Here is a 19,474-nt window from a genome sequence, read left to right as displayed (position 1 = left end):
TGTTTTTTTAGTTAGGAAATATTATCCGCTTTTCTATCAGATTTTTTTATGGAATTTTCGTCGTTTTTTTGTGGAAATGTATCCTAATATTCTTTTGTACTAAGCACTTTTTATTACCTAGGTAAACTTTTTGTTAAATATGTGACAATATTTTCATATGATTTTCTGTTTTTAAGTGGTTGTATTTAAAGTGTTTTAATAATTCCTTCACATTTGGGAAACTTTTGTGTCATGTTTGCGCAGTCTTTTTGTCATTTAAGCAGGTTAATTTGTCGTCCATTCAAATTACTTAACACGCTTACATCCGTCCTCGGAGATGACAATGGAACTGAAAAACATGTTTAAACTTAGCGCTGTTTCAGCTGCACTTTCTGCAACTTTACTACTGTCTGCTTGTGGTGGAGACATCAATATTGATACAGGTTCAGAAACTGAAACCCCTTCAACGCCAGATACACCGACGACACCAGATATTAGCGATCAAGAAGCTGCATACGGTGGTTTTGCTGAGAAGAGTGCAACTATTGCAGCAATCGACGGTAAAGAAGTTTGGGTATTGTCAGGCACATTAGCGCCTTCTACTGCTGCATCGACAGTGAATGTTGGCGGCCAAGATGGCGACAGCATCATCCTTGGTAACGATGTAGTTTGGATGCTTGATGGCGCAGTTATCGCTGGTAGCGATAAAGCCGATTCAGTTGAATTATCTATCATGCCTGGCACTAAAATTGTTGGTGGTAGTGAGTCTTACCTAGCGATTAGCCGTGATTCAAAAATTATGGCTGAAGGTACTGCTGAAGAGCCTATCGTATTTACTTCACTTGAATCTGCACTAGGTCAAGAAGGTCAAGCGGGTCAATGGGGTGGTTTAGTCGTTTTAGGTAATGCACCTGTTAACTCTTGCCCTGACTTAACCAGTTGTGATGCAGCATTTGAAGTAGGAAGTCACAGCTACGGTGGTGACGACACTGAAGATAACTCAGGTGTTATCCAATATGTTCGCGTTGAGTTCGGTGGTTTTAAAATCAACGATACTCAAGAAATGAACGGTATCAGCTTTGCAGCAGTCGGTGCGGGCACCACGGTTGACCATATTCAAATTCATAAAAACAACGATGACGGTGTTGAATTCTGGGGCGGTAACGTATCGCTTTCTCACGTTGTGTTAACTGAAAACTTTGATGATTCTTTAGACTGGACAAACGGTTGGCAAGGTAGCGCACAACACGTTTATATCCGCCAAGAAGATAACGGTTCTAACCGTGGTATTGAAGCCGACAGCAACAGCAGCGCTGATGCAGAGCCACAATCTCGTCCAACTTTAGCTAACTTTACTATTCAAGTGGCTAATGGCACTAACAGTGGCGGCGACGATGCTGAAGGTATCTTATTCCGTAAAGGCACTGCAGTAGACGCATACAACATGTTGGTTAAAGGTGATGTTGCATCTGGCGAGTGTTTAGAAGTGAATGATGACAACACGGTTATTACTGCAGAAGCTGGCAACTTAAACATGCAAAACAGCTTAATCGACTGTGTTGAGCCGTTTAAAAATGCATCACCAGATGCTGATGAAGGTCGTGAACTTGCTCTTGACGTTGAGCAATGGTTCCTTGAACAAGAAGGTAACCTAGCGGGTGCATCAGACCTAACTGATTACATGCCTAACTCATCTTCAGTGGCATTAACTGGCGGCGCAGCTGATTTAGCTAACATGGATGACCGTTTAATGGATGCTGAGTATATCGGTGCATTTGACGGTACAACTGATTGGACTGAAGGATGGACAACAGCGATTCATGACGAAGCAGATGCAGCGCCAACTGAATTACCTGTTTTAACTTCTTGCCCAGTTGGCACAACTTCAGAAGATGTGGTTGCAGGCCTTTATAAAGATGACAGCGTGACTTTAGTCTGTTCAATCGAAGGTAACATTACCACGAATACAACACTGCTTGCTGGTCAAAACGTGATGTACAAAGTGGATGGCGGTGCAGTGGTTGTTGGCGGTGATAACACTGATTCAGCAACTTTAGCCATTCAAGCAGGTACACAGTTATTTGCAACAGATAACAGCTACATCGCGATTAGTCGTGGCTCAAAAATCATGGCTCAAGGCAGTGCTGAACATCCAATCGTGATGACTTCACAGCAAGACGTGATAGCGGGTGCTGAAGGTGAGCGTGGCCAATGGGGTGGTTTAGTACTTCTTGGTAACGGCGAAACAAACACTTGTCCTGATAAAAATGCTTGTGATGCTTCTTTTGAAGTGGGCGACTTCCCTTACGGCGGTAACGACAATGCTGATAACAGCGGTCAACTTAGCTATGTGGTAGTCAAGTATGCTGGCTTTAAAGTGAACGATACTCAAGAAATGAACGGCATCTCATTTGCGGCAGTGGGTAGCGGTACGCAAGTTGACCATATCCAAGTTCATGCCAATGGCGATGATGGTGTTGAGTTCTGGGGCGGTGCAGTCAACCTTAAATACGTTTACTTAACTGACAACTTCGATGACAGCTTAGATTGGACTAATGGCTGGCAGGGTAAAGCACAATATGTGTATATCACTCATGAAGATGGCCAAGCAAACCGTGGTTTTGAAGGTGATAGCCATAAAGGTACTGACGATACGCCAGTGTCTAACCCAACTATCTCTAACGTGACCATCCTTCCTGGTACTGATATTGAAAATGCCAGTGGCGACAAAGGTGAAGGGATTATCCTTCGTGTAGCTACAGCAGCATCAATTCACAACCTATTGATTCAAGGTCGTAAAGGTTCAACTTCGGAGACTGAATCAGGTGAGTGTCTAGAGCTAGACGGTACGTATGCCGGTCTTGTTGACAATGTTAATGATGGTTCATTAATGATTTCTCACTCAGTAATCGATTGTAACGAGCCATTTAAGTACAGCTCAGATAATGATGCGACAACTGATGCGGTTGATACTGAAGCGTGGTTCTTAGCGCAAACAGGTAACTCTGCTCAAGAAGTTACATTAACAGATGGCATGCCAGCAGGTACTGACACTGTGTTACTGGGTACAGGTCTTGATATGAGCACGACTGATACTTTCTTCGACGCTACTGATTATATCGGTGCATTCGATGGCCAGACTGACTGGCGTGAAGGTTGGGCATTCATCAAGTAAATCAGCCCTGATAATGCCAGCAAGCTTAGCTTGCTGGCATTAATTAAAACCCTTACTCCAGGGTTTTATTAAGTGACATTGAGTCAATAAGACAATACTTTCTGCCTCGTCTGTGTAAGCCATGTAAATAGAGTTTCTCAAGACGAAGGCGCAACCTGAACTGTGTACAGGATTGAAAAACGCTATGAAAACCAAGCCGAGTTTTATCGCTAACAAGCTAAGTCTAGCTGTTGTCACTGCCATTTCTGCAGCCTCTCTTTTTACAACACTACCAGCTTACTCGGAAGAAACACCTGAGGTTGATCCAGGTGAAGATTTCCCAATTGAAGTGATTGCCGTAACGGGTCGCTTGCGCACTTCTGCATCAGCAGCAGTTGAAGAACGTCGTGAACAACCAACGGTTGTTGACATCATGGGTGCAGACCAAATTTCTCGCACCGGTGACAGTGACGCCGCTGCAGCGCTGCGCCGTGTGACCGGTTTGACACTAAAAGATGGCAAGTTTATTTACGTACGTGGTTTGGGCGAACGCTATTCAAGTACTTCTTTAAATGGTGCAGTTGTGCCATCACCAGATCCAACTCGTAACGTGGTTCCGCTGGATATGTTCCCAGCCTCTATTATTGAATCACTATCAGTACAAAAAGCCAGTACAGCCAGTACGCCAGCAGCTTTTGGTGGTGGTCATGTTGATATTCGTACTAAATCTATTCCGGCTGACTTCTTTTTTAAAGTGTCATTAGGTGGCCGATACAACACCAACGATTCTGACGATACCTTCACTTATAACGGTGGCGGTGACGACTGGATGGGCCAAGATGACGGCACCCGCGCAATGCCTAACAGCATTAATGATGTCACTAACATGTATGGCGGTATCAGCCCAATTGATATTGTGACTGGTTCAAATGGTACGATTGATTTTGCTGAGGCGCAGGAAATTAACCGCGGTTTAGCCAGTGACATGTATCGTGACATGACGGTATTTACTGAAAGTACTGACCCAGGTATTCGCGGTAACATCGCCATTGGCGATCGCTGGGATATTACTGATGACATTATTTTTGGTGCAATGTCGGCGGTTTCATATAAGAAACAAGCTGAAAATTACACCAAAACGGAAGTGGAATTAGCGGGTGACGCTGACAACGTGCAAATCGAAAACTCAAAAGATGTTATGGGTACCGATTCGATTGTGCAAATGTCTGGCATGCTCAATCTAGGTTTAGAAATCGGTTACGACCATAAAATTCAGACCTTTTCGACATACCTGCGCGACACTTCAGATGATGTGTCTGTGGCAATTGAAGAAACTATCGATACGATTTCTGAGCCAAATGCTCTGCAAGTGTATGACGTATCATATGAAGAACGTAACCTTATCAGTAACCAAATTCAGGGTAACCATTTCTTCGAATACCTTTGGGACTTAGAAGCAAATTGGATGTACTCAAATGCGAGCTCTAAGCGTTATGCACCTAATGAGCTTTCATACACTTACAACGTATTGTTTGATGATGCTAATAACATGACAAGCCGTAACTTGAATACTCAAGATGCGCCTAAATATGTTTATAGTCGCCTTGATGATAATACCGAAAATTACAAGTTCGATTTAACCCTACCGTTTGAATTTGGCATGAACGTGCTAAAAATTAGTGGTGGTTACGAATACTTTGAGCGCACCCGTGAAAGCTATGCAACACGTTTAGGTTTTGATGTTGGCTTAAGTCCAACGGATCCTAATGGCGACATTCTATCAACTGACTTTGATAATATTTTCTCTGATGACAATATTGCCAATGACACACTTGATTTAGAACTTAAAGATGCTTCAACAGACACCGAAGATTACATTGCTGCAGAAATGATTGATGCAGGGTTTGTGAATCTTGATATCGACTTTGATGACGTATGGCGCTTTGTTGCTGGTGTTCGCTATGAAGATTTCCGCCGAGTGACATTACCACTAACGCCTGATGGAGAAATCTCAGATGAAGGTGGTCGTTATGACATGGAAGACTATGCTATCGCTGAAGATGGTTGGTTCCCATCAATGTCGTTAACTTGGAAATCATCTGATCAAAGTCAGTGGCGATTCGGTGCAAGTAAAACATTGGTGCGTCCTGACTTACGTGAAGTTGCGCCAGTTCGTTTCCAAGACCCTGTTACAGGTTTTGATTTCTTCGGTAATCCAGAGCTTGAAAGTTCAGATATTTACAACTTGGATTTACGCTGGGAATACTACTCAGAAGATGGTGCTAACTTAAGTGTTGGTGGCTTCTATAAAGACGTAGATGCCCCAATTGAAGCGATTCAACGTATTTCTGAAGCTGGCCGTCAGCTTAAGTTTTACAATGCTGAATCAGGCGTTATTTACGGTATCGAAACCGAGTTTTTACATGACCTTGGCTTTATCGGCAGTGAAGGCGGCTTCTGGGAAGACTTCTTTGTCGCGGGTAACTTGACCTTAAGTGATTCAGAAATTGAAATCTTAGCGAATGGTGAGATTGACCCAACTAATAATAAACGCCGTATGACAGGTCACTCTGAGTGGGTTGCCAACATGCAGTTTAGCTATGATTCTGCTAATGAGTCACATAGTGCGACACTGGTATATAACGTGTTTGGTGAACGTATTGCTTATGGCGGACGCGGCGGGTTAGATGATGTTTATGAGCAACCTTTTCATAGTTTAGATTTCACTTATAGCTACCTGCCAACAGAAAGCTTTGGGGTGAAATTTAAAGTTAAGAATATCCTAGGTGAAACAACCGAATATGACCAGCAAGATGTGGTGGTATACGCAAAAGAGCCTGGTACAGAATTCACTCTGCAGTTTGATTACCAATACTAAAAATAGTAATAGGGTTATCTGTCACTGCATTGCGGATATATGATAACCCTTTGGTTTTATTGAGTGTAACAAGGTACTGATTTTTAGCATTATTACTTCATCCTTTTAATGCTAAAAATCCAGTGCATAGTGTGGTTTAGTATATGAAGTCTGGAACACTTCTTTGCAATGAATCACACGCTTCTTTATTGATAAGACGTTATTTAAGACAGGCGTTTTTAAAAGAAGTGATAAGTAAAAATAGCAAGATCAGTGTTTAGTTTAGCAATATTACTTCATCCTTTTATTGCTAAAAAATAACACTAGGCCACTTTCTTCTGGAACAAGAAAGTGGCCGTTTTTGTTTATGGCTATTTGTCTTTTATACAGCTCGCTACAGAGCATTTAAACAAAGACTAGGCTAGTTATTTTAAACTTCTGGAACAAGAAAGTGGCCGTTTTTGTTTCTGGCTATTAGCCTTTTATACAGCTCGCTACAGAACATTTAAACAAAGACTAGGCTAGTTATTTTAAACTTCTGGAACAAGAAAATAGCCGTTTTTGTTTCTGGCTATTTGTCTTTTATACAGCTAGCTACAGAGCATTTAAACAAAGACTAGGCTAGTTATTTTAAACTTCTGGAACAAGAAAGTGGCCGTTTTTGTTTCTGGCCATTTGTCTTTTATACAGCTCGCTACAGAACATTTAAACAAAGACTAGACTAGGCTAGTTATTTTAAACTTCTGGAACAAGAAAGTGGCCGTTTTTATTTTTAAAACATGAATAAGTGACCTACTTTAATAATAAAAGTAGATCACTTATATTTGGAAATGATATTTAAATGGGGATTATTAAATACTTAACTATCGATAAATTATAAATGCCAGTCGCTATTTATTTTTTAAAGATTGCTTCATTTGTTCCGTACGGTCCTAAGTTTAGATCGCGCTTACGGATTTCATCTACGCGGTCAAAGGCTTCTTCTGCAACGCGAAGGTTTTTCACATCACGGCGCCAGTAGTATTTGAACCCGTCAAAGTTAGCATTATTTGGATACCAGTACATTACTCCAAGACCTTTATCTTCAAGGATTGGTGTGTTGTGGATCGCATTGCCTGGGATATAGAAATATTGGCCTTTTTCCAATGGTTGGAATTTGTTTTCTGCTAACGTTTTACTGCCACCGTTTACCACGTAATAACACTCAGGTTGGCCATGGAAATGAGGCTCATGATCTGACTTGCCACCGTTAGTAATACCGATAACCACTGGTGAATCAGCCAAGTCTTTCCAGATGTATCCTACTGGAGAGTTAGCAACTTCACAGTTTTTAGCTTCAAGTACGTTGCCCTCATTATCAAGAGTTTTACAGAAACGTTGATCTTTAGCGATGCTGTCATTGGCTTGGATAGTGTTGAAATCAATCTTGCCTGCTTCCCAATCAGCAATATATGCTTCAACTTCAGGGTTACTACACTGGATTGGCATAGTGTTTTGTGGAGCATGAACACTGCTGTCAAATGGTACAGGCGTTGTTTGTTGGTAAGGAAGTTGTGCGTGATTACATTGTGGGCCTTGGGCAACAGCAGCTGTTGATGCAAGCGCTGCAATGCCAAAAATCATTTTAAGTTTCATTGTTTATCCTATTTGGAACTTTGAGATATTAATCTTTATTTTTGCTATGCATTAACTATAAGTTCATCTTAGTCATTTAAAGGTGAAATAGATCACGCAGATATTGCAACGACAATTTTATTCGTGACTAGTATCGCTAATCTTAATTAATTGAGAATATGTTCAAATATTCATTTAATTTGTTGTCGTTGGTCAATGTTTATAAGTTTTATTTGTTCATTAATTCAAATGATTATATAAAGTTGGATTTTTAATCCTGCATTAGATATTAAATTTCATCTTTATTACCTAAATGAATATTGCATACTGAGCTGGGCGTATTGAGAGTGCCCTGTATCTACTGCCCCATTGCTGTAACTCGGTGATTTATCGTTAATGGCATATTGACCCACTTCAACACCCACTGAAAGCTCAGGAGTAAGGTTAGTAAAAATATTTGCGCCAAAATGATTTCGACGAGTGCGTTCAATTTCTGTCGTTGTATGGCCTATAAAAAAGGTACTTCGTAGTCTGTGAGTCCAGAAATGGCGATAAGCCATCATAGCTGACAGCGTGGTTTCTAATTCACCATCAATAATATCTTTTGCGGCATCAGTCCCAACATAACGCCCTAAATGACCATAATGTAGTTGTAGACGAAGGTCGTCTTTGCCGAAGGTTCTAAACTTTCCAGCCACAGAAATACCTTTACTCAATTGCTGGGTATCCTCAGGGTCGAGATAACGAATAATGCCTGATGCAGATATGTTGCCCCATTCGCCTTTTTTGTTATAGCGTACGATGAGATCAGGTACATAGTCGTTGCGGGTATCAATCCACTCTTGTTGGCTTGAGTCGTTACTTTCAGTGACCGCATCTGTACCGTAGGTATAAGGATTTTCAAGTGCAAATTGCCAATCGTTATGGGTGTAACGAATTAAAGCTTGTCTCACCATAGCCTGTCCAACTAATGGCCCACCTAAATCGGCAGTTTCAGCAAAGGCTGAGGTATTGACTAACGTTGACCAAGTTTGCCCAGCAATAACATCTTGATATTCGATAAAAGCATGGCGTAGACGGGGGCTGTATGAATTTGAAATAACTGGGTTACCTTGAGAGGAACCGACAAAATCCATTTCAATGAAACTTTTTACCTCCTCGGAAGATATAGCGAGATTTAATCGTGATTCTTGAGCACTAAATTGTGTCCGTTTAGTGGGCTCAGAAATTGAACCTCCACCTGTCCACAAGTCTTGAAATTCGACATCACCACTCACATAGCGAGCGTTCATTTTTATGAACCCACCGAGTTCGACATCCATGGCATGTGAAGAATGAGCAACTACCGCCATACAGGCCAGTAGAGGCAGTTTAACTGAAGGTGTTTTCATAGTTGGAGTGATTACTGCTTAGTGGTTTATGGCATTGGCTTTAGTTGATAAAGACAATGTTTGATTGATAAAGTGAGCAATCAAACAGACAGAAATGAGGGAGTCAGTTCCTGCCTGTCTGAGAGTATTGCGTTAACCGTTGGTAACGGTGTTGATTACGACGTCATTAGAAGTAGTAACCAAAGTTGATGTTAATGCGTTTGTCCCAATCATCACCCATTTCAGGTAAACCTACGTGGTCATTATTCGCGGTAGAAAACGTCATGTTTTTGCCTAAAATAAAGTCAATCATGGTGTAAGTTGCACCAGCAGAAATCGCACAACCTGTGACGTTTTGCATGCTGTTGTCATAACTGTCATCAGCAACATCTGGGGTCATTAAACCGAAATCGTTGTAACATTTAACGCTACCAAAGTCAGTTGCAAAGGTTTTAGCTATATTGGCACTATACGCTTGGCCTTTAGAGGCGATTTCGTATTGCCAACTCACTACAGCAATACCGATTTTATTGTCATCAGCAGAATCTGCCGCGTCATATTCGTATTGCATCGCTTGCAGTTGCAGGTTCCAGCCTTTGTAAGTGCTATCTAAATGTAGTGCTACAGCATAACGGTCGCCCATGTTACCTGTTTCACTGTTATAGATTTGACCATATTGAGCAGAACCACCAAACGTTGTAGAACCACCTTCATACTCAGAGGTATAGGTTTGTCTAAAGTTAAACCCATTGGTTTCTTCGTTATGATATTCAGTTCCGTTAATTTCGCCGCTGAATAATGACGCTGAATAACGCTTGTTTTCAGTTGCACTGTAAACTGGGTTTTTGTAGAACGCGAAATCAGTGTTCCAGCCGTTATTGTCGTAAGAGGCTTTAATACCCACATCGTGATTATCTTCAAAACCTAGGTAGTAAGGTAAACCAAACCACCAACTGTTAGAGATAAACTCTGGGTTGCCAAAAGGCACTTTATTAATACCGACTTGTAGTTGCCAATTTGGGTCAATATCATAATAGCCGTAACCATATTTGATGTAATTGGTGTTTGCGGTAAAGCGGTATTCAGCAGCTAAACCCCAGTCACCTTTTTTACCATCAAACTTAATTGCAGCCATATCGAAATCAAGCTCACCTAATTTATCTTTATTAGATTCGTCATAATCTCTATACGCATAATTGACACGCACTGCGCCTCCGATGTTAATACCATCTTCTTGTTCTTCTTCAGCCATTACTGGCGCAGAAGACATAGCAATCGCTGTGGCCACCATCGACAACATAAACTTGGCGGTTTTCTTCATTCTCGTTCCCTATAAAATCATCGTTATTTTATTGTTGTGTTACATTTCATGGAACCAAGTACGGTGACAGTCAGCACAGGTAGGAGCTTTTTTCGTATGCTCACTATGACAGGCTAAACAGCTTGCGCCTTGGTTATAATGCAAAGACTTATGTGGGTGTGCTTCTGGTACTGCTAAAATTGATTCATCAATTTCAATTGTTTCAACAGTGCCATGACATGCCACGCAGGCCTCATCTGTGGTATTCGCTCTTGGTGAACCTTGATGGCAAGCATTACAGCCATCTTGATAAAGCATCTCGTGGTTCACTCTGCCTTGTGTTTTCCCTTTGACGGTATAAAGCTCGCCCGCATTTGCGGTGGCTAAAAACGCAGTAGATAAAAAAGCGACTAGTAATAATTTTTTCATGGTGGTTCAGCCTACAGATCAGATTTAATAGTTTCAGAAACGATAATGCCCATCGCTAAGCACTCAAGACATGAGGTCGAACTTAAGCGAGCTTCACCATGAATGCCGCCAGTAGCTTCACCGATGGCATACATTTTTCTAATCGGTTTCATTGAGCGACCATCAATCACGCGGCCACCTAAATCTGTTTTTAATCCACCCATGCAGTAATGCACTTTTGGCCAAATACGTGAAACAACAAATGGCCCTGTTAAAACCTCAGCAGTGTCCATCTTACGGTTGAATAACGGATCCTTTCTGTCTACAACATGCTGGTTATATTCAGCAATTGTGTCTTTTAAGGCTGTCGCAGAAATATCAAACTTCTTGGCAACATCATCCAATGTGTCCAATTTCCAAGCCATTTCGTCACGTAATGAACGAACAACGCGGTCGTCGTCTTTGTAGTTTTCATAGTTGAACAGCACAATTGGGTAGGCTGGACTGTTGTCTTCATAACGATTTTTCATAATCGCTTCTGAGCAGGTCTTGCGATCTGCGCGCTCATCCATAAAGCGTTTGCCATTAAGCACACTAATAGCTGCACCTTGGTGCCAACCGATCGAAAGTAATGCATTCGACCAGCCGAATCCGCCTTCATCAGGAGAACCCCAATGACCCGTTTGGATTAAGTTCATGTGGACAGGTAGGGCGCCGTTGGCCATTGCGGTTAAGGTTACTTCACCTGTAGCGCCGTGAGCATTGGTGCAATCTAATGTTGGATCCAGTGATGGATCGACCATTTGGCGTAATTCCATATTCTGGGCAAAACCACCGTGCGCGAGGATAACGGCTTTGTTGGCCTTGATATAGATTGTTTTACCAGTTTTCAGATCTGGGTAACGATAATTCTGTCTAACCTTCACACCAACGATCTCTTGGCCGTTCATAATGAAGTCTTCAATGTAATGTTGTAAGCGATATTCCACGCCTACCTTTTTACCTGCTTCGAATAATTTAGTGGTGATATCACCGCCAGTACCATGCTGAGTTCTGATAGCGCGCGCTTTATTATGACCACCCACTTGGATGTTAAATCCTTCGCGAAATTTAACGCCGGTTTCAATACATAGGTCATAAGAATCTAATGAACGATTCGCGATGGTTCTCAGCATATCGACATTTTGCATGCCTCTGCCTGAGATAATTTGGTCTTTAACTAATTCTTCTGGAGAATCATCGTTAATACCTTGAGCTAATTGAATTGGATTTTGAGGAATCGCTAACCAACCGCCATTAATTGCAGAATTACCACCAATTACCTGCATTTTTTCTAATACAAGTACACTACCGATTTGCTGCTTTTTGGCATTAATAGCAGCCGATAGTCCTGCAAACCCAGAACCAACAACAAGAACATCAACTGATTCATCCCAGTTAATTTCTTCACATTGACTTTGTTGTGCGCTAGCTGGCATGGCTGCAGTTAATCCGCCGATTGCGGCACCTGCGCTTAATTTTAAAAAGTTACGTCTGTTGTGCATTTATCTTTCCTCGCATTTTGATGCGACTAAGATAAACAAATTGATGCCGTCCAAATTTGAATGGCATCACGCTTTTTTTGGGGGGGCAATTTTATTCGTGAAGTGGGTCAAGAACATTGTTCATGAGCTTCTGAGTTATCAGTTCTTTTTTACGGGAATAAACAGGGGTTAATTATCACTATTGAAATAAGATATGAACTGAATCACAAAGACCAATCAAAAAGCCTAGCTAGCGTGAACTTAATCCCGATTATCTATCGATTTTATACCTATAAAGAGTAATAAGGATGATAATTGAGTTAATCAAATATTAGGTGTGCATTATGAAATGTCCTACAGAAACATTGACTCAACTTCGCTGTGACCAAATTCTAGATGTCGCTGAGCTTTTGATTGAGTCCCAAGGGATTGTGTCATTTAAATTCTCACAAATAGCCAAAGATGTCGGCTGCTCAACGGGGACTTTGTATAAGTTATTTGAACGCAAAGAAGATGTATTAGTGTGTTTGTTTTTACGAAGTGCGACTTCAAATTACATGCCGCTATTTGTAGAACAAAACCCTCTACTATCTGCGCAAGAAAGATTACTGCTACCTATTTTATTTACTTTTGAAACCATAAAAAGGAGCAGAAGCTTTTTTACCTTACGTTCTGTATCGGTCAATGCAATGATTTGGAAGTTAGCCAGTGATGAAAAGGTAAAACTATTCAAACAACGTATTAATTCGTTTTGGCAATGGTTAACTGATGCGGTGCAATTAGCTATTGAAAATGGTGAGTTAACAGCAACACCTTTACAAGCCAAGGAGTTGGTTCAAGGGATAACTTTTTATTTAACAGGCTCACTGACTCAATTTGAGAGTAAATTAATTTCACCAGAGTTTTTGTCAGATCAATCTACAACATGTTACCGCCACTTATCGAGATTGATGGCTCAATATCAGTGGCAAACGGCACTCAACCAAGAATTGTTCCAGAGCCTAGAAAATAGAACTTCAGAGTTTTTTGAAAAGAACTATAAAAGGCGCTTAAGCTGCAGTTCGTGCAAAGCATTATCCGCTAAACTTGATGGACATCATCGTGGCTGCTTAAGTCACTCAAGTGCAAGCTGCTAAGGTGTAGGCAAGCCACTGATAATTTCCTTTAAACGCTTAGGTTATTGATTTGCATATTTGATCTTTACTTGTTCAATGAGTGCTTGCCATTGTGGATATTTAGCAAAGCTTTGTTGTAAGTTCCCCCAAGGCGATAATGTATCTTCTAGTACTTCTCCAGAAACATCGATACCTTGGGTAGCTAAGTACAAATAGTAAAATGCTGAGGCGCGATAGTTTGCCGCGCAATGTACCAATATCGATTTGTCGTTATGACGTTCCATCACTGTAAAAAACTGCTCAACGTCTTCAATTGTCGGCTGTTGCCAATCCACTTCAATATTTTCGTACTTCATGCCTGACTTTTCGACTAAGTCTGCTTCTTGCTGCAAGTAGTTAGGGTTATTGGTGGGAATTAAATTGATCACGACTTCAACCCCCGCATCTGCAAGCATAGTAAATTCACTTTTAGTGGGCAGCCCTGCGGTGATGACCTGGTTGTTATTGATTTTTATTGCTTTGATATCATCTAGATGAGTTGGGTTTATCTCAGCGGCAACCGGATTAATTATTGTCATCAAAAGTGTCCCAATTAACGCGCATTTTGTCATTGTTTTTGCCAAGGTAGTGTTAAGGTATTGCTGAAAGCTGGTGTCGTTATTCATGGTTTGAGTCCTATTCCTTTAGGATGGTATTAATAAGAGATATTTCATCGATGCTAAATTCAAGATGATTAAGTGCTTTTACTGAATCAGTAATTTGGGCTGGGCGACTGGCGCCAATTAAACAGCTAGTAACAGCATTATTATTTAGTGTCCATGCGATGGCCATTTGCGCTAGTGATTGCTGACGTCGTTGTGCTAATTCGTTTAATGCGGTCACTTTGTTTAGCCTTGCAGGGGTGATGTCTTTATCAGCTAAATAAATCTGGTGATGCTGCGCTGCGCGCGAGTCCTGCGGGATCCCTTTAAGATATTTATCAGTTAACACCCCTTGAGTTAAAGGTGAGAACACAATTGAACCAACGCCTTCATCTTGTAGCACTTGGGTTAAACCATCTTCAATCCAGCGATCGAACATATTATACCGTGGCTGATGGATCAGCAGTGGTGTGCCTAATTCACGTAGTATTTTTACCGCTTGCTGAGTTTGTGCTGGCTGATAATTTGAGATTCCTACATACAAAGCACGTCCTGAACGGACGATATAATCTAATGCTTGCATGGTTTCTTCTATGGGAGTGTCTGGATCCATACAGTGATGATAAAAAATATCAAAATACTCAAGCCCAGTACGTTTGAGGCTTTGATCGCAACTTGCGACTAAATATTTACGTGACCCCCCCATACCATATGGCCCTGGCCACATGTCATAACCAGCTTTACTAGAAATAATTAACTCATCACGATATTGCTTAAAGTCTTGCTGATAAATAGCCCCAAATGTTGACTCGGCTGCACCGTAATGTGGCCCGTAGTTATTGGCTAAATCAAAATGGGTGATACCAGCATCAAAAGCCGTTTGCAGCATGCTGCGGGCATTACTTTGCGAATCATCTGCCCCAAAGTTTTGCCACAAGCCTAAGGATAACTTCGGTAATCGAATACCACTTCGGCCACAACGTTCAAAGGCCATGTTTTTATATCTATCAGGGTTGGCAAGGTAATGAGGCGTTGGCTCGTGAGTGATCATTTATCATCCTAAAAATGAGTCGTTAGTTACGGTTGAGATTAACCATAATTATCCAAATACGATAACGAAAAACGTATATTCGTAATAACTAATTATTGTCATATTTTGTTGTTTTTATAGTCACATATTCTGTTTAGCTTATGCAAGGTTACATTACCCCTTATCACTTACACAAAGCATTTACTGCTTTGTGGTAAGTGTTTCAAATTTAAATGGAGCTAAAAATGTTGATGAAAAGGATAAACAAACTTGCCCTAGTAGGGATGGTAGGGAGTTTGTTGTTGATTTCAGGTTGTAATGACGACGATGACAATAATGAAGCAGGTGAAGTTAGTCCATTGTTAAATCGAACAGTTGTTGTGAGTGTAGGTCCTAGGCCGACTTTTCTAGTTGAGCAAATGCAAGAGAGTGATCTTAAAGCGCAGTTAGCTCAATGCGCAGGTGATGTTATGTATCGACATGACTTTTCCATCGGTCATCGCGGCGCGGCAATGCAGTTTCCTGAGCATACTAAAGAGTCATATCAAGCTGCGATTGATTCAGGCGCAGGGATTGTTGAGTGTGATGTCACTTTTACCCAAGACAAAGAGCTTGTTTGCCGACATTCGCAATGTGATTTGGCGACAACAACTAATATTTTAGCGATACCAGAACTTGCTGCAAAATGTTCAGTCCCTTTCAGCCCTGCAGACTTAGCAAATGGTGTTATGGCGACGGCGCAATGCTGCACCAGCGATATCACCTTGGCTGAGTTTAAAATGCTTGAAGGTAAAATGGATGGGGCGAACCCGAATGCCACAACCGTTGAAGAGTTTATGGCTGGAACGGCTAACTGGCGCACCGATTTATACTCAGGTAGCGGTACTCTAATGACCCATGCTGAAAGTATCACTATGTTTAAAGCGGCAGGAGTCAAAATGACACCAGAACTAAAGTCCGCCAGTGTAGTGATGCCATTTGATGGTTTTAGTCAGCAAGATTATGCCCAAAAAATGTTAGATGAATATGTGGCAGCAGATGTCAGTCCTGCAATGGTGTATCCGCAGTCATTTAATTTAGATGATGTGAAATATTGGATTTCGAATACCCCAGACTTTGCCGATCAAGCCGTATATCTAGATGATCGTTATGATCTTGCTGATTTTGATCCTCAAAACAGCATGACTTGGTCACCGACTATGGATGAGCTTGCGAATGAAGGAGTCAAGATTGTTGCTCCGCCGTTATGGGTGTTGGTGACGCTAGATGCCGAGAATCAAATAGTTCCCTCAGAGTATGCTGTCGCAGCTAAAGCGGCTGGATTGAATATTATTACTTGGACGTTAGAGCGTTCTGGTTTATTAACCCAAGGCGCAGGCGGTTGGTATTATCAATCGATAACTGATGCTGTCGATAATGAAGGTGATGCATTTGAATTACTGGATGTGTTAACAAAAGAAGTCGGTGTTATGGGCGTGTTTTCAGACTGGCCCGCCACCGTCACTTATTATGCTAACTGCGTCGGTATTTAATACGTAAGATTTTTCCGCCAAATGTGTTGAGTTAATTAATATATTTGGTGGTTTTAGACTTTGGGTATAACGTCTTTAAAAATACTCCCATTTAGCAATTAGTTACTAAGTCATTAATCTAATTGATCGTAATGGGTCCCACACAAATATTTGTTTTATCAAATTGGTTAAGTTAGCTTAGATTCAAGTTTATACATCAGCTAATCTAAAGGGATTTAGAGTGGGAAAAATTATAAAATTTGCCTTAATTGGCATTATCGCAATGGTTATATATAAACACTTCAACACGAAGGAACAGGTAGATGGTCAGAATTGGCTTCAGTATCAATTTGACTCTGATAATGTGGTGGTAAAGTTCCCTGATAAGCCTAAAGTTGAGAATATCAGTGTTGAAAATTTACAAATTGAAATGGTGCGATTAAGAAGGGAAAATGTTGAGTATGGAATCAGTGTATTTCGCGGTGAAAGCATATTACATGCGCAGTCTGGTCCAGCTTCCTTAATCAAAAAAGGTGCTGAATTAATCTCATCGAATAATATTTATGTGATGGATTATTTGGGCGATGAATATCATTTGATTTATGAGGGCCGAAATGTCACGCAACGTTTTATTCACTTAGATGATAGCCTAGTGAGTCAAATCGTTTTTTTTGGGGAGGGTGATATTCCTAAAAGAAGTTCGCAATTGTTTTTAGGCTCTCTTAAGGTTTTAAAGTAGACGTGTTATCTATTATGTAACTTCCGCAAAGTAACACCTTGTTGCAGGGCTATCTAAATAGCCCTGCAACAAGGTTAGCTTAACCTCTATCATATCGACTTTGGGCATATAAAGTCTTGGCTACAAAATTCCCAGAAATGCTGAAGGTTCTAAATTGGTATAAAATGATTAAGTAATATCACTCTGCTAGAAATTAGTATCTCTTTAGAAATTGTTAATTACCTTTTAATACCATATGGTTAATTATCGACTTTTCTTGTCAATAACATGTAAGAACTCTCTCCAAACTCTGCTGTTACTTGCTGTCCACTATATTCTACGGGAAGTTTAAAGCTGCTTCGAAACCAAGACTCACTGACTAAGTCTCTAAAAATTGGCATGAGCCCAGATGCATCTTGAGTAAACGCCCATATTTCACAAGTATTGGATTTACAAGTTACTTTAAACTCTTTGAGGTTATCTACATTAGGATGCAACTTGAAGAAATCACTAATTCGAGTTTGTATATCTATTGCCCAATCATAGTCTATTGTTTCGCTATAGAAATCCTGATAAGTAGACACTAATTTGGGATTTTTTGATTCAAAAATCCAATTAGCGAATGTTTCTGGTAATACGGCTTGTAGCTCATCATTGGTAAGGTAGGTTTCAAGTTGCTCTGGTTGCTGCGCAAGTTCTGTAGCCTTGATGTTAGAGTGGCTTTCATTATTTCTTAGTTCATGGCTTTTAGTCGTTGTATCTTCAATATCTGAAGCTTTTGATTCAAGAACGGTTGTAGAAGATGACTCCATTTTTATTCTTGAATCTTTTGCGTTGTTTTCTAGATTAATTTGTTTTTGAGTTAATTGTTGAGTTGACCTCTCGAATTGTTTGTATTGATTTTGGCTCGAGCTTAACTCTTGATTTTTTGAGTTAATTTTTAGTGGGGGATTTGTCAGGTTTTGAAAAAGTAGAGTTGAAATAATGCCCAGTACAAATGAACAACTAATAGATAAAAAGCGTTTCATAAAATTCCTTTTAAAGTAAATTCTTAAGTCCGTTTAAGTATTTGTAATCTTGATTAGATTATTTGTTTTAGTCTATAAAGATTTGGTTGTAAAAGTCTATAGCTCTAAGTAACTAAGTAACTAAGTAACTAAGTAACTAAGTATCTAAGTATCTAAGTATCTAAGTATCTAAGTATTAGTTTTATCATGTAGAAATGACTCCATTTCAAGCTTTAATCTAAAGTGAGTCAAGGACACACATAAGCGTTAGCTAAAAATGTCACTGACGTGGCAAAGGTTTTAGGTTTATAAAGGAAAACCGTGTTAGCGCCCATATCGCTGGCTTCATTGCGTAGCTGGTTAATAGCACCTTGAGTTAAATCTTTATTTGAAATAAATAGATAGTCATACCAATGGCCTTGAGATCCAATCAAAGTGCCTTTTAGTTCACAAACATCCATATTCCCTTGCTCAGACCATAGCACTGATACCTCTTCAGTCTGAGTATTTGGTAAGGTAATACAAGCGCTTAGGCTTGTCATCATAGCGAAGGCTACAGCGAGTTTTGGATATACTGATTGAGGGCTTTTCATCATTTTCTTGTCCATATTTGCTTGGTTCAATGGCTGTTCAGCTATGGCTGTCTATACTTATATTTGAGAGGTTAAAAAGTACTAACAAATAGTGTTGAGAAAGCATTAAGTATCTTGTTATTAAACTACTTGATTATGGTGATTTAGTCAGTACATATAAGTTAGTAAGTAGCTGTTTTTTTATTCGATTAAAAACTCTCATTGTAGCCATTAGAAAGCCTGTTATTAATGTATCTAAATGGAATTTAGTTTAATAAAGACAAATTGTAGATTCTTAATATTGTCACAAGATGATAAGGAACAATGAATGAGCGCGATAGATTTTGGTCATGAAACAATTATCAAATCCACATTTGCTACTGCACAAAATGGTGCTTTCAGTGGTGATGGAAAATTATCGCTAACAGAAAGTCGTTTATGTTTTGAGGCCTCAAATAAGATATTTGAAATGGGACCTTATGAAATAGCGCTTGATGAAATTGAAAAGGTGGAAAAATGCTGGGGTACAGGCGGTGGTATTTTACCTGTGACAGCTGATGCTATAAAAATTGAGCTGAATAATCATAAAAGCTATAAATTTATGGTGGCAGATTCAGAAGCTTGGATTGAGCTTCTTACAGTTTGATAAACAAAATGAGTAAGAAGTAGAAAGAA

Annotated in this window: 15 protein-coding genes; 6 read left to right on the top strand and 9 right to left on the bottom strand. The window is 40.2% G+C overall.

Features of this window, described 5'->3' with window-relative positions; translation table 11 throughout:
• Positions 1 to 322: 322 nt before the first annotated feature.
• Positions 323 to 3,154, top strand: coding sequence for a hypothetical protein (locus tag FNZ24_RS00915; RefSeq protein WP_153912548.1), 2,832 nt, complete (start codon positions 323 to 325; stop codon positions 3,152 to 3,154).
• Positions 3,155 to 3,338: 184 nt separating this feature from the next.
• Entirely contained in the window at positions 3,339 to 6,011 is a 2,673-nt protein-coding gene (locus FNZ24_RS00910) for a TonB-dependent receptor domain-containing protein (RefSeq protein WP_153912547.1), read from the top strand.
• Positions 6,012 to 6,884: 873 nt separating this feature from the next.
• On the opposite strand, the gene FNZ24_RS00905 is transcribed toward FNZ24_RS00910, so the two are convergent.
• From FNZ24_RS00905 to FNZ24_RS00885, 5 genes are all read right to left on the bottom strand, one after another.
• On the bottom strand, positions 6,885 to 7,625 hold the full coding sequence (locus tag FNZ24_RS00905; protein ID WP_153912546.1) for a cupin domain-containing protein: 741 nt from the start codon (positions 7,623 to 7,625) through the stop codon (positions 6,885 to 6,887).
• 284 nt (positions 7,626 to 7,909) lie between these two features.
• Positions 7,910 to 8,995: a hypothetical protein gene (locus FNZ24_RS00900; protein ID WP_153912545.1), complete on the bottom strand. Its 1,086-nt coding sequence runs from the start codon at positions 8,993 to 8,995 to the stop codon at positions 7,910 to 7,912.
• Between the two features lie 166 nt (positions 8,996 to 9,161).
• Positions 9,162 to 10,295 (bottom strand): hypothetical protein, encoded by a 1,134-nt coding sequence (locus tag FNZ24_RS00895; RefSeq protein ID WP_153912544.1) that lies wholly within the window; start codon positions 10,293 to 10,295, stop codon positions 9,162 to 9,164.
• Positions 10,296 to 10,334: 39 nt separating this feature from the next.
• Entirely contained in the window at positions 10,335 to 10,703 is a 369-nt protein-coding gene (locus tag FNZ24_RS00890) for a cytochrome c3 family protein (RefSeq protein WP_102528482.1), read from the bottom strand.
• 11 nt (positions 10,704 to 10,714) lie between these two features.
• Positions 10,715 to 12,226 carry a flavocytochrome c gene (locus FNZ24_RS00885; protein WP_153912543.1) on the bottom strand — a complete coding sequence of 504 codons (1,512 nt, stop codon included), beginning with the start codon at positions 12,224 to 12,226 and terminating at the stop codon, positions 10,715 to 10,717.
• Positions 12,227 to 12,549: 323 nt separating this feature from the next.
• On the opposite strand from FNZ24_RS00885, the gene FNZ24_RS00880 reads away from it, so the two are divergent.
• The gene (locus FNZ24_RS00880; protein ID WP_153912542.1) at positions 12,550 to 13,341 is read left to right on the top strand and encodes a TetR/AcrR family transcriptional regulator; all 792 of its coding nucleotides are present in this window, start codon (positions 12,550 to 12,552) and stop codon (positions 13,339 to 13,341) included.
• 41 nt (positions 13,342 to 13,382) lie between these two features.
• Here FNZ24_RS00880 and FNZ24_RS00875 read toward each other — a convergent pair whose 3' ends face one another.
• Both FNZ24_RS00875 and mgrA read right to left on the bottom strand, forming a co-directional pair.
• Positions 13,383 to 13,985: a protein tyrosine phosphatase family protein gene (locus FNZ24_RS00875; protein WP_228768325.1), complete on the bottom strand. Its 603-nt coding sequence runs from the start codon at positions 13,983 to 13,985 to the stop codon at positions 13,383 to 13,385.
• A 10-nt stretch (positions 13,986 to 13,995) separates the two neighbouring features.
• Positions 13,996 to 15,012 carry an L-glyceraldehyde 3-phosphate reductase gene (gene mgrA / locus FNZ24_RS00870; RefSeq protein WP_153912541.1) on the bottom strand — a complete coding sequence of 339 codons (1,017 nt, stop codon included), beginning with the start codon at positions 15,010 to 15,012 and terminating at the stop codon, positions 13,996 to 13,998.
• Positions 15,013 to 15,242: 230 nt separating this feature from the next.
• Here mgrA and FNZ24_RS00865 point away from each other — a divergent pair, with 230 nt between their 5' ends.
• Both FNZ24_RS00865 and FNZ24_RS00860 read left to right on the top strand, forming a co-directional pair.
• Positions 15,243 to 16,523 carry a glycerophosphodiester phosphodiesterase family protein gene (locus FNZ24_RS00865; protein ID WP_416384804.1) on the top strand — a complete coding sequence of 427 codons (1,281 nt, stop codon included), beginning with the start codon at positions 15,243 to 15,245 and terminating at the stop codon, positions 16,521 to 16,523.
• Between the two features lie 220 nt (positions 16,524 to 16,743).
• Positions 16,744 to 17,241: a hypothetical protein gene (locus FNZ24_RS00860; protein WP_153912539.1), complete on the top strand. Its 498-nt coding sequence runs from the start codon at positions 16,744 to 16,746 to the stop codon at positions 17,239 to 17,241.
• 239 nt (positions 17,242 to 17,480) lie between these two features.
• Here the strand turns inward: FNZ24_RS00860 and FNZ24_RS00855 are convergent, their stop codons facing one another.
• Positions 17,481 to 18,248, bottom strand: coding sequence for a hypothetical protein (locus FNZ24_RS00855; RefSeq protein WP_153912538.1), 768 nt, complete (start codon positions 18,246 to 18,248; stop codon positions 17,481 to 17,483).
• A gap of 227 nt (positions 18,249 to 18,475) precedes the next feature.
• Positions 18,476 to 18,823: a DUF4156 domain-containing protein gene (locus tag FNZ24_RS00850; RefSeq protein ID WP_228768324.1), complete on the bottom strand. Its 348-nt coding sequence runs from the start codon at positions 18,821 to 18,823 to the stop codon at positions 18,476 to 18,478.
• Positions 18,824 to 19,127: 304 nt separating this feature from the next.
• Here FNZ24_RS00850 and FNZ24_RS00845 point away from each other — a divergent pair, with 304 nt between their 5' ends.
• Positions 19,128 to 19,445 carry a hypothetical protein gene (locus FNZ24_RS00845; protein ID WP_153912537.1) on the top strand — a complete coding sequence of 106 codons (318 nt, stop codon included), beginning with the start codon at positions 19,128 to 19,130 and terminating at the stop codon, positions 19,443 to 19,445.
• Positions 19,446 to 19,474: the final 29 nt, after the last annotated feature.

Source organism: Shewanella sp. TC10, assembly GCF_009663145.1.
Lineage (GTDB): Bacteria > Pseudomonadota > Gammaproteobacteria > Enterobacterales > Shewanellaceae > Shewanella.
This window is presented reverse-complemented; position numbering and strand designations above follow the sequence as displayed.

Excerpts from the sequence above, each read along its gene's own strand:
- FNZ24_RS00915 (WP_153912548.1), top strand. The coding sequence starts at position 323 with ATGGAACTGAAAAACATGTTTAAACTTAGCGCTGTTTCAGCTGCACTT.
- FNZ24_RS00910 (WP_153912547.1), top strand. The coding sequence starts at position 3,339 with ATGAAAACCAAGCCGAGTTTTATCGCTAACAAGCTAAGTCTAGCTGTT.
- FNZ24_RS00905 (WP_153912546.1), bottom strand. The coding sequence starts at position 7,625 with ATGAAACTTAAAATGATTTTTGGCATTGCAGCGCTTGCATCAACAGCT.
- FNZ24_RS00900 (WP_153912545.1), bottom strand. The coding sequence starts at position 8,995 with ATGAAAACACCTTCAGTTAAACTGCCTCTACTGGCCTGTATGGCGGTA.
- FNZ24_RS00895 (WP_153912544.1), bottom strand. The coding sequence starts at position 10,295 with ATGAAGAAAACCGCCAAGTTTATGTTGTCGATGGTGGCCACAGCGATT.
- FNZ24_RS00890 (WP_102528482.1), bottom strand. The coding sequence starts at position 10,703 with ATGAAAAAATTATTACTAGTCGCTTTTTTATCTACTGCGTTTTTAGCC.
- FNZ24_RS00885 (WP_153912543.1), bottom strand. The coding sequence starts at position 12,226 with ATGCACAACAGACGTAACTTTTTAAAATTAAGCGCAGGTGCCGCAATC.
- FNZ24_RS00880 (WP_153912542.1), top strand. The coding sequence starts at position 12,550 with ATGAAATGTCCTACAGAAACATTGACTCAACTTCGCTGTGACCAAATT.
- FNZ24_RS00875 (WP_228768325.1), bottom strand. The coding sequence starts at position 13,985 with ATGAATAACGACACCAGCTTTCAGCAATACCTTAACACTACCTTGGCA.
- mgrA (WP_153912541.1), bottom strand. The coding sequence starts at position 15,012 with ATGATCACTCACGAGCCAACGCCTCATTACCTTGCCAACCCTGATAGA.
- FNZ24_RS00865 (WP_416384804.1), top strand. The coding sequence starts at position 15,243 with ATGAAAAGGATAAACAAACTTGCCCTAGTAGGGATGGTAGGGAGTTTG.
- FNZ24_RS00855 (WP_153912538.1), bottom strand. The coding sequence starts at position 18,248 with ATGAAACGCTTTTTATCTATTAGTTGTTCATTTGTACTGGGCATTATT.
- FNZ24_RS00850 (WP_228768324.1), bottom strand. The coding sequence starts at position 18,823 with ATGATGAAAAGCCCTCAATCAGTATATCCAAAACTCGCTGTAGCCTTC.
- FNZ24_RS00845 (WP_153912537.1), top strand. The coding sequence starts at position 19,128 with ATGAGCGCGATAGATTTTGGTCATGAAACAATTATCAAATCCACATTT.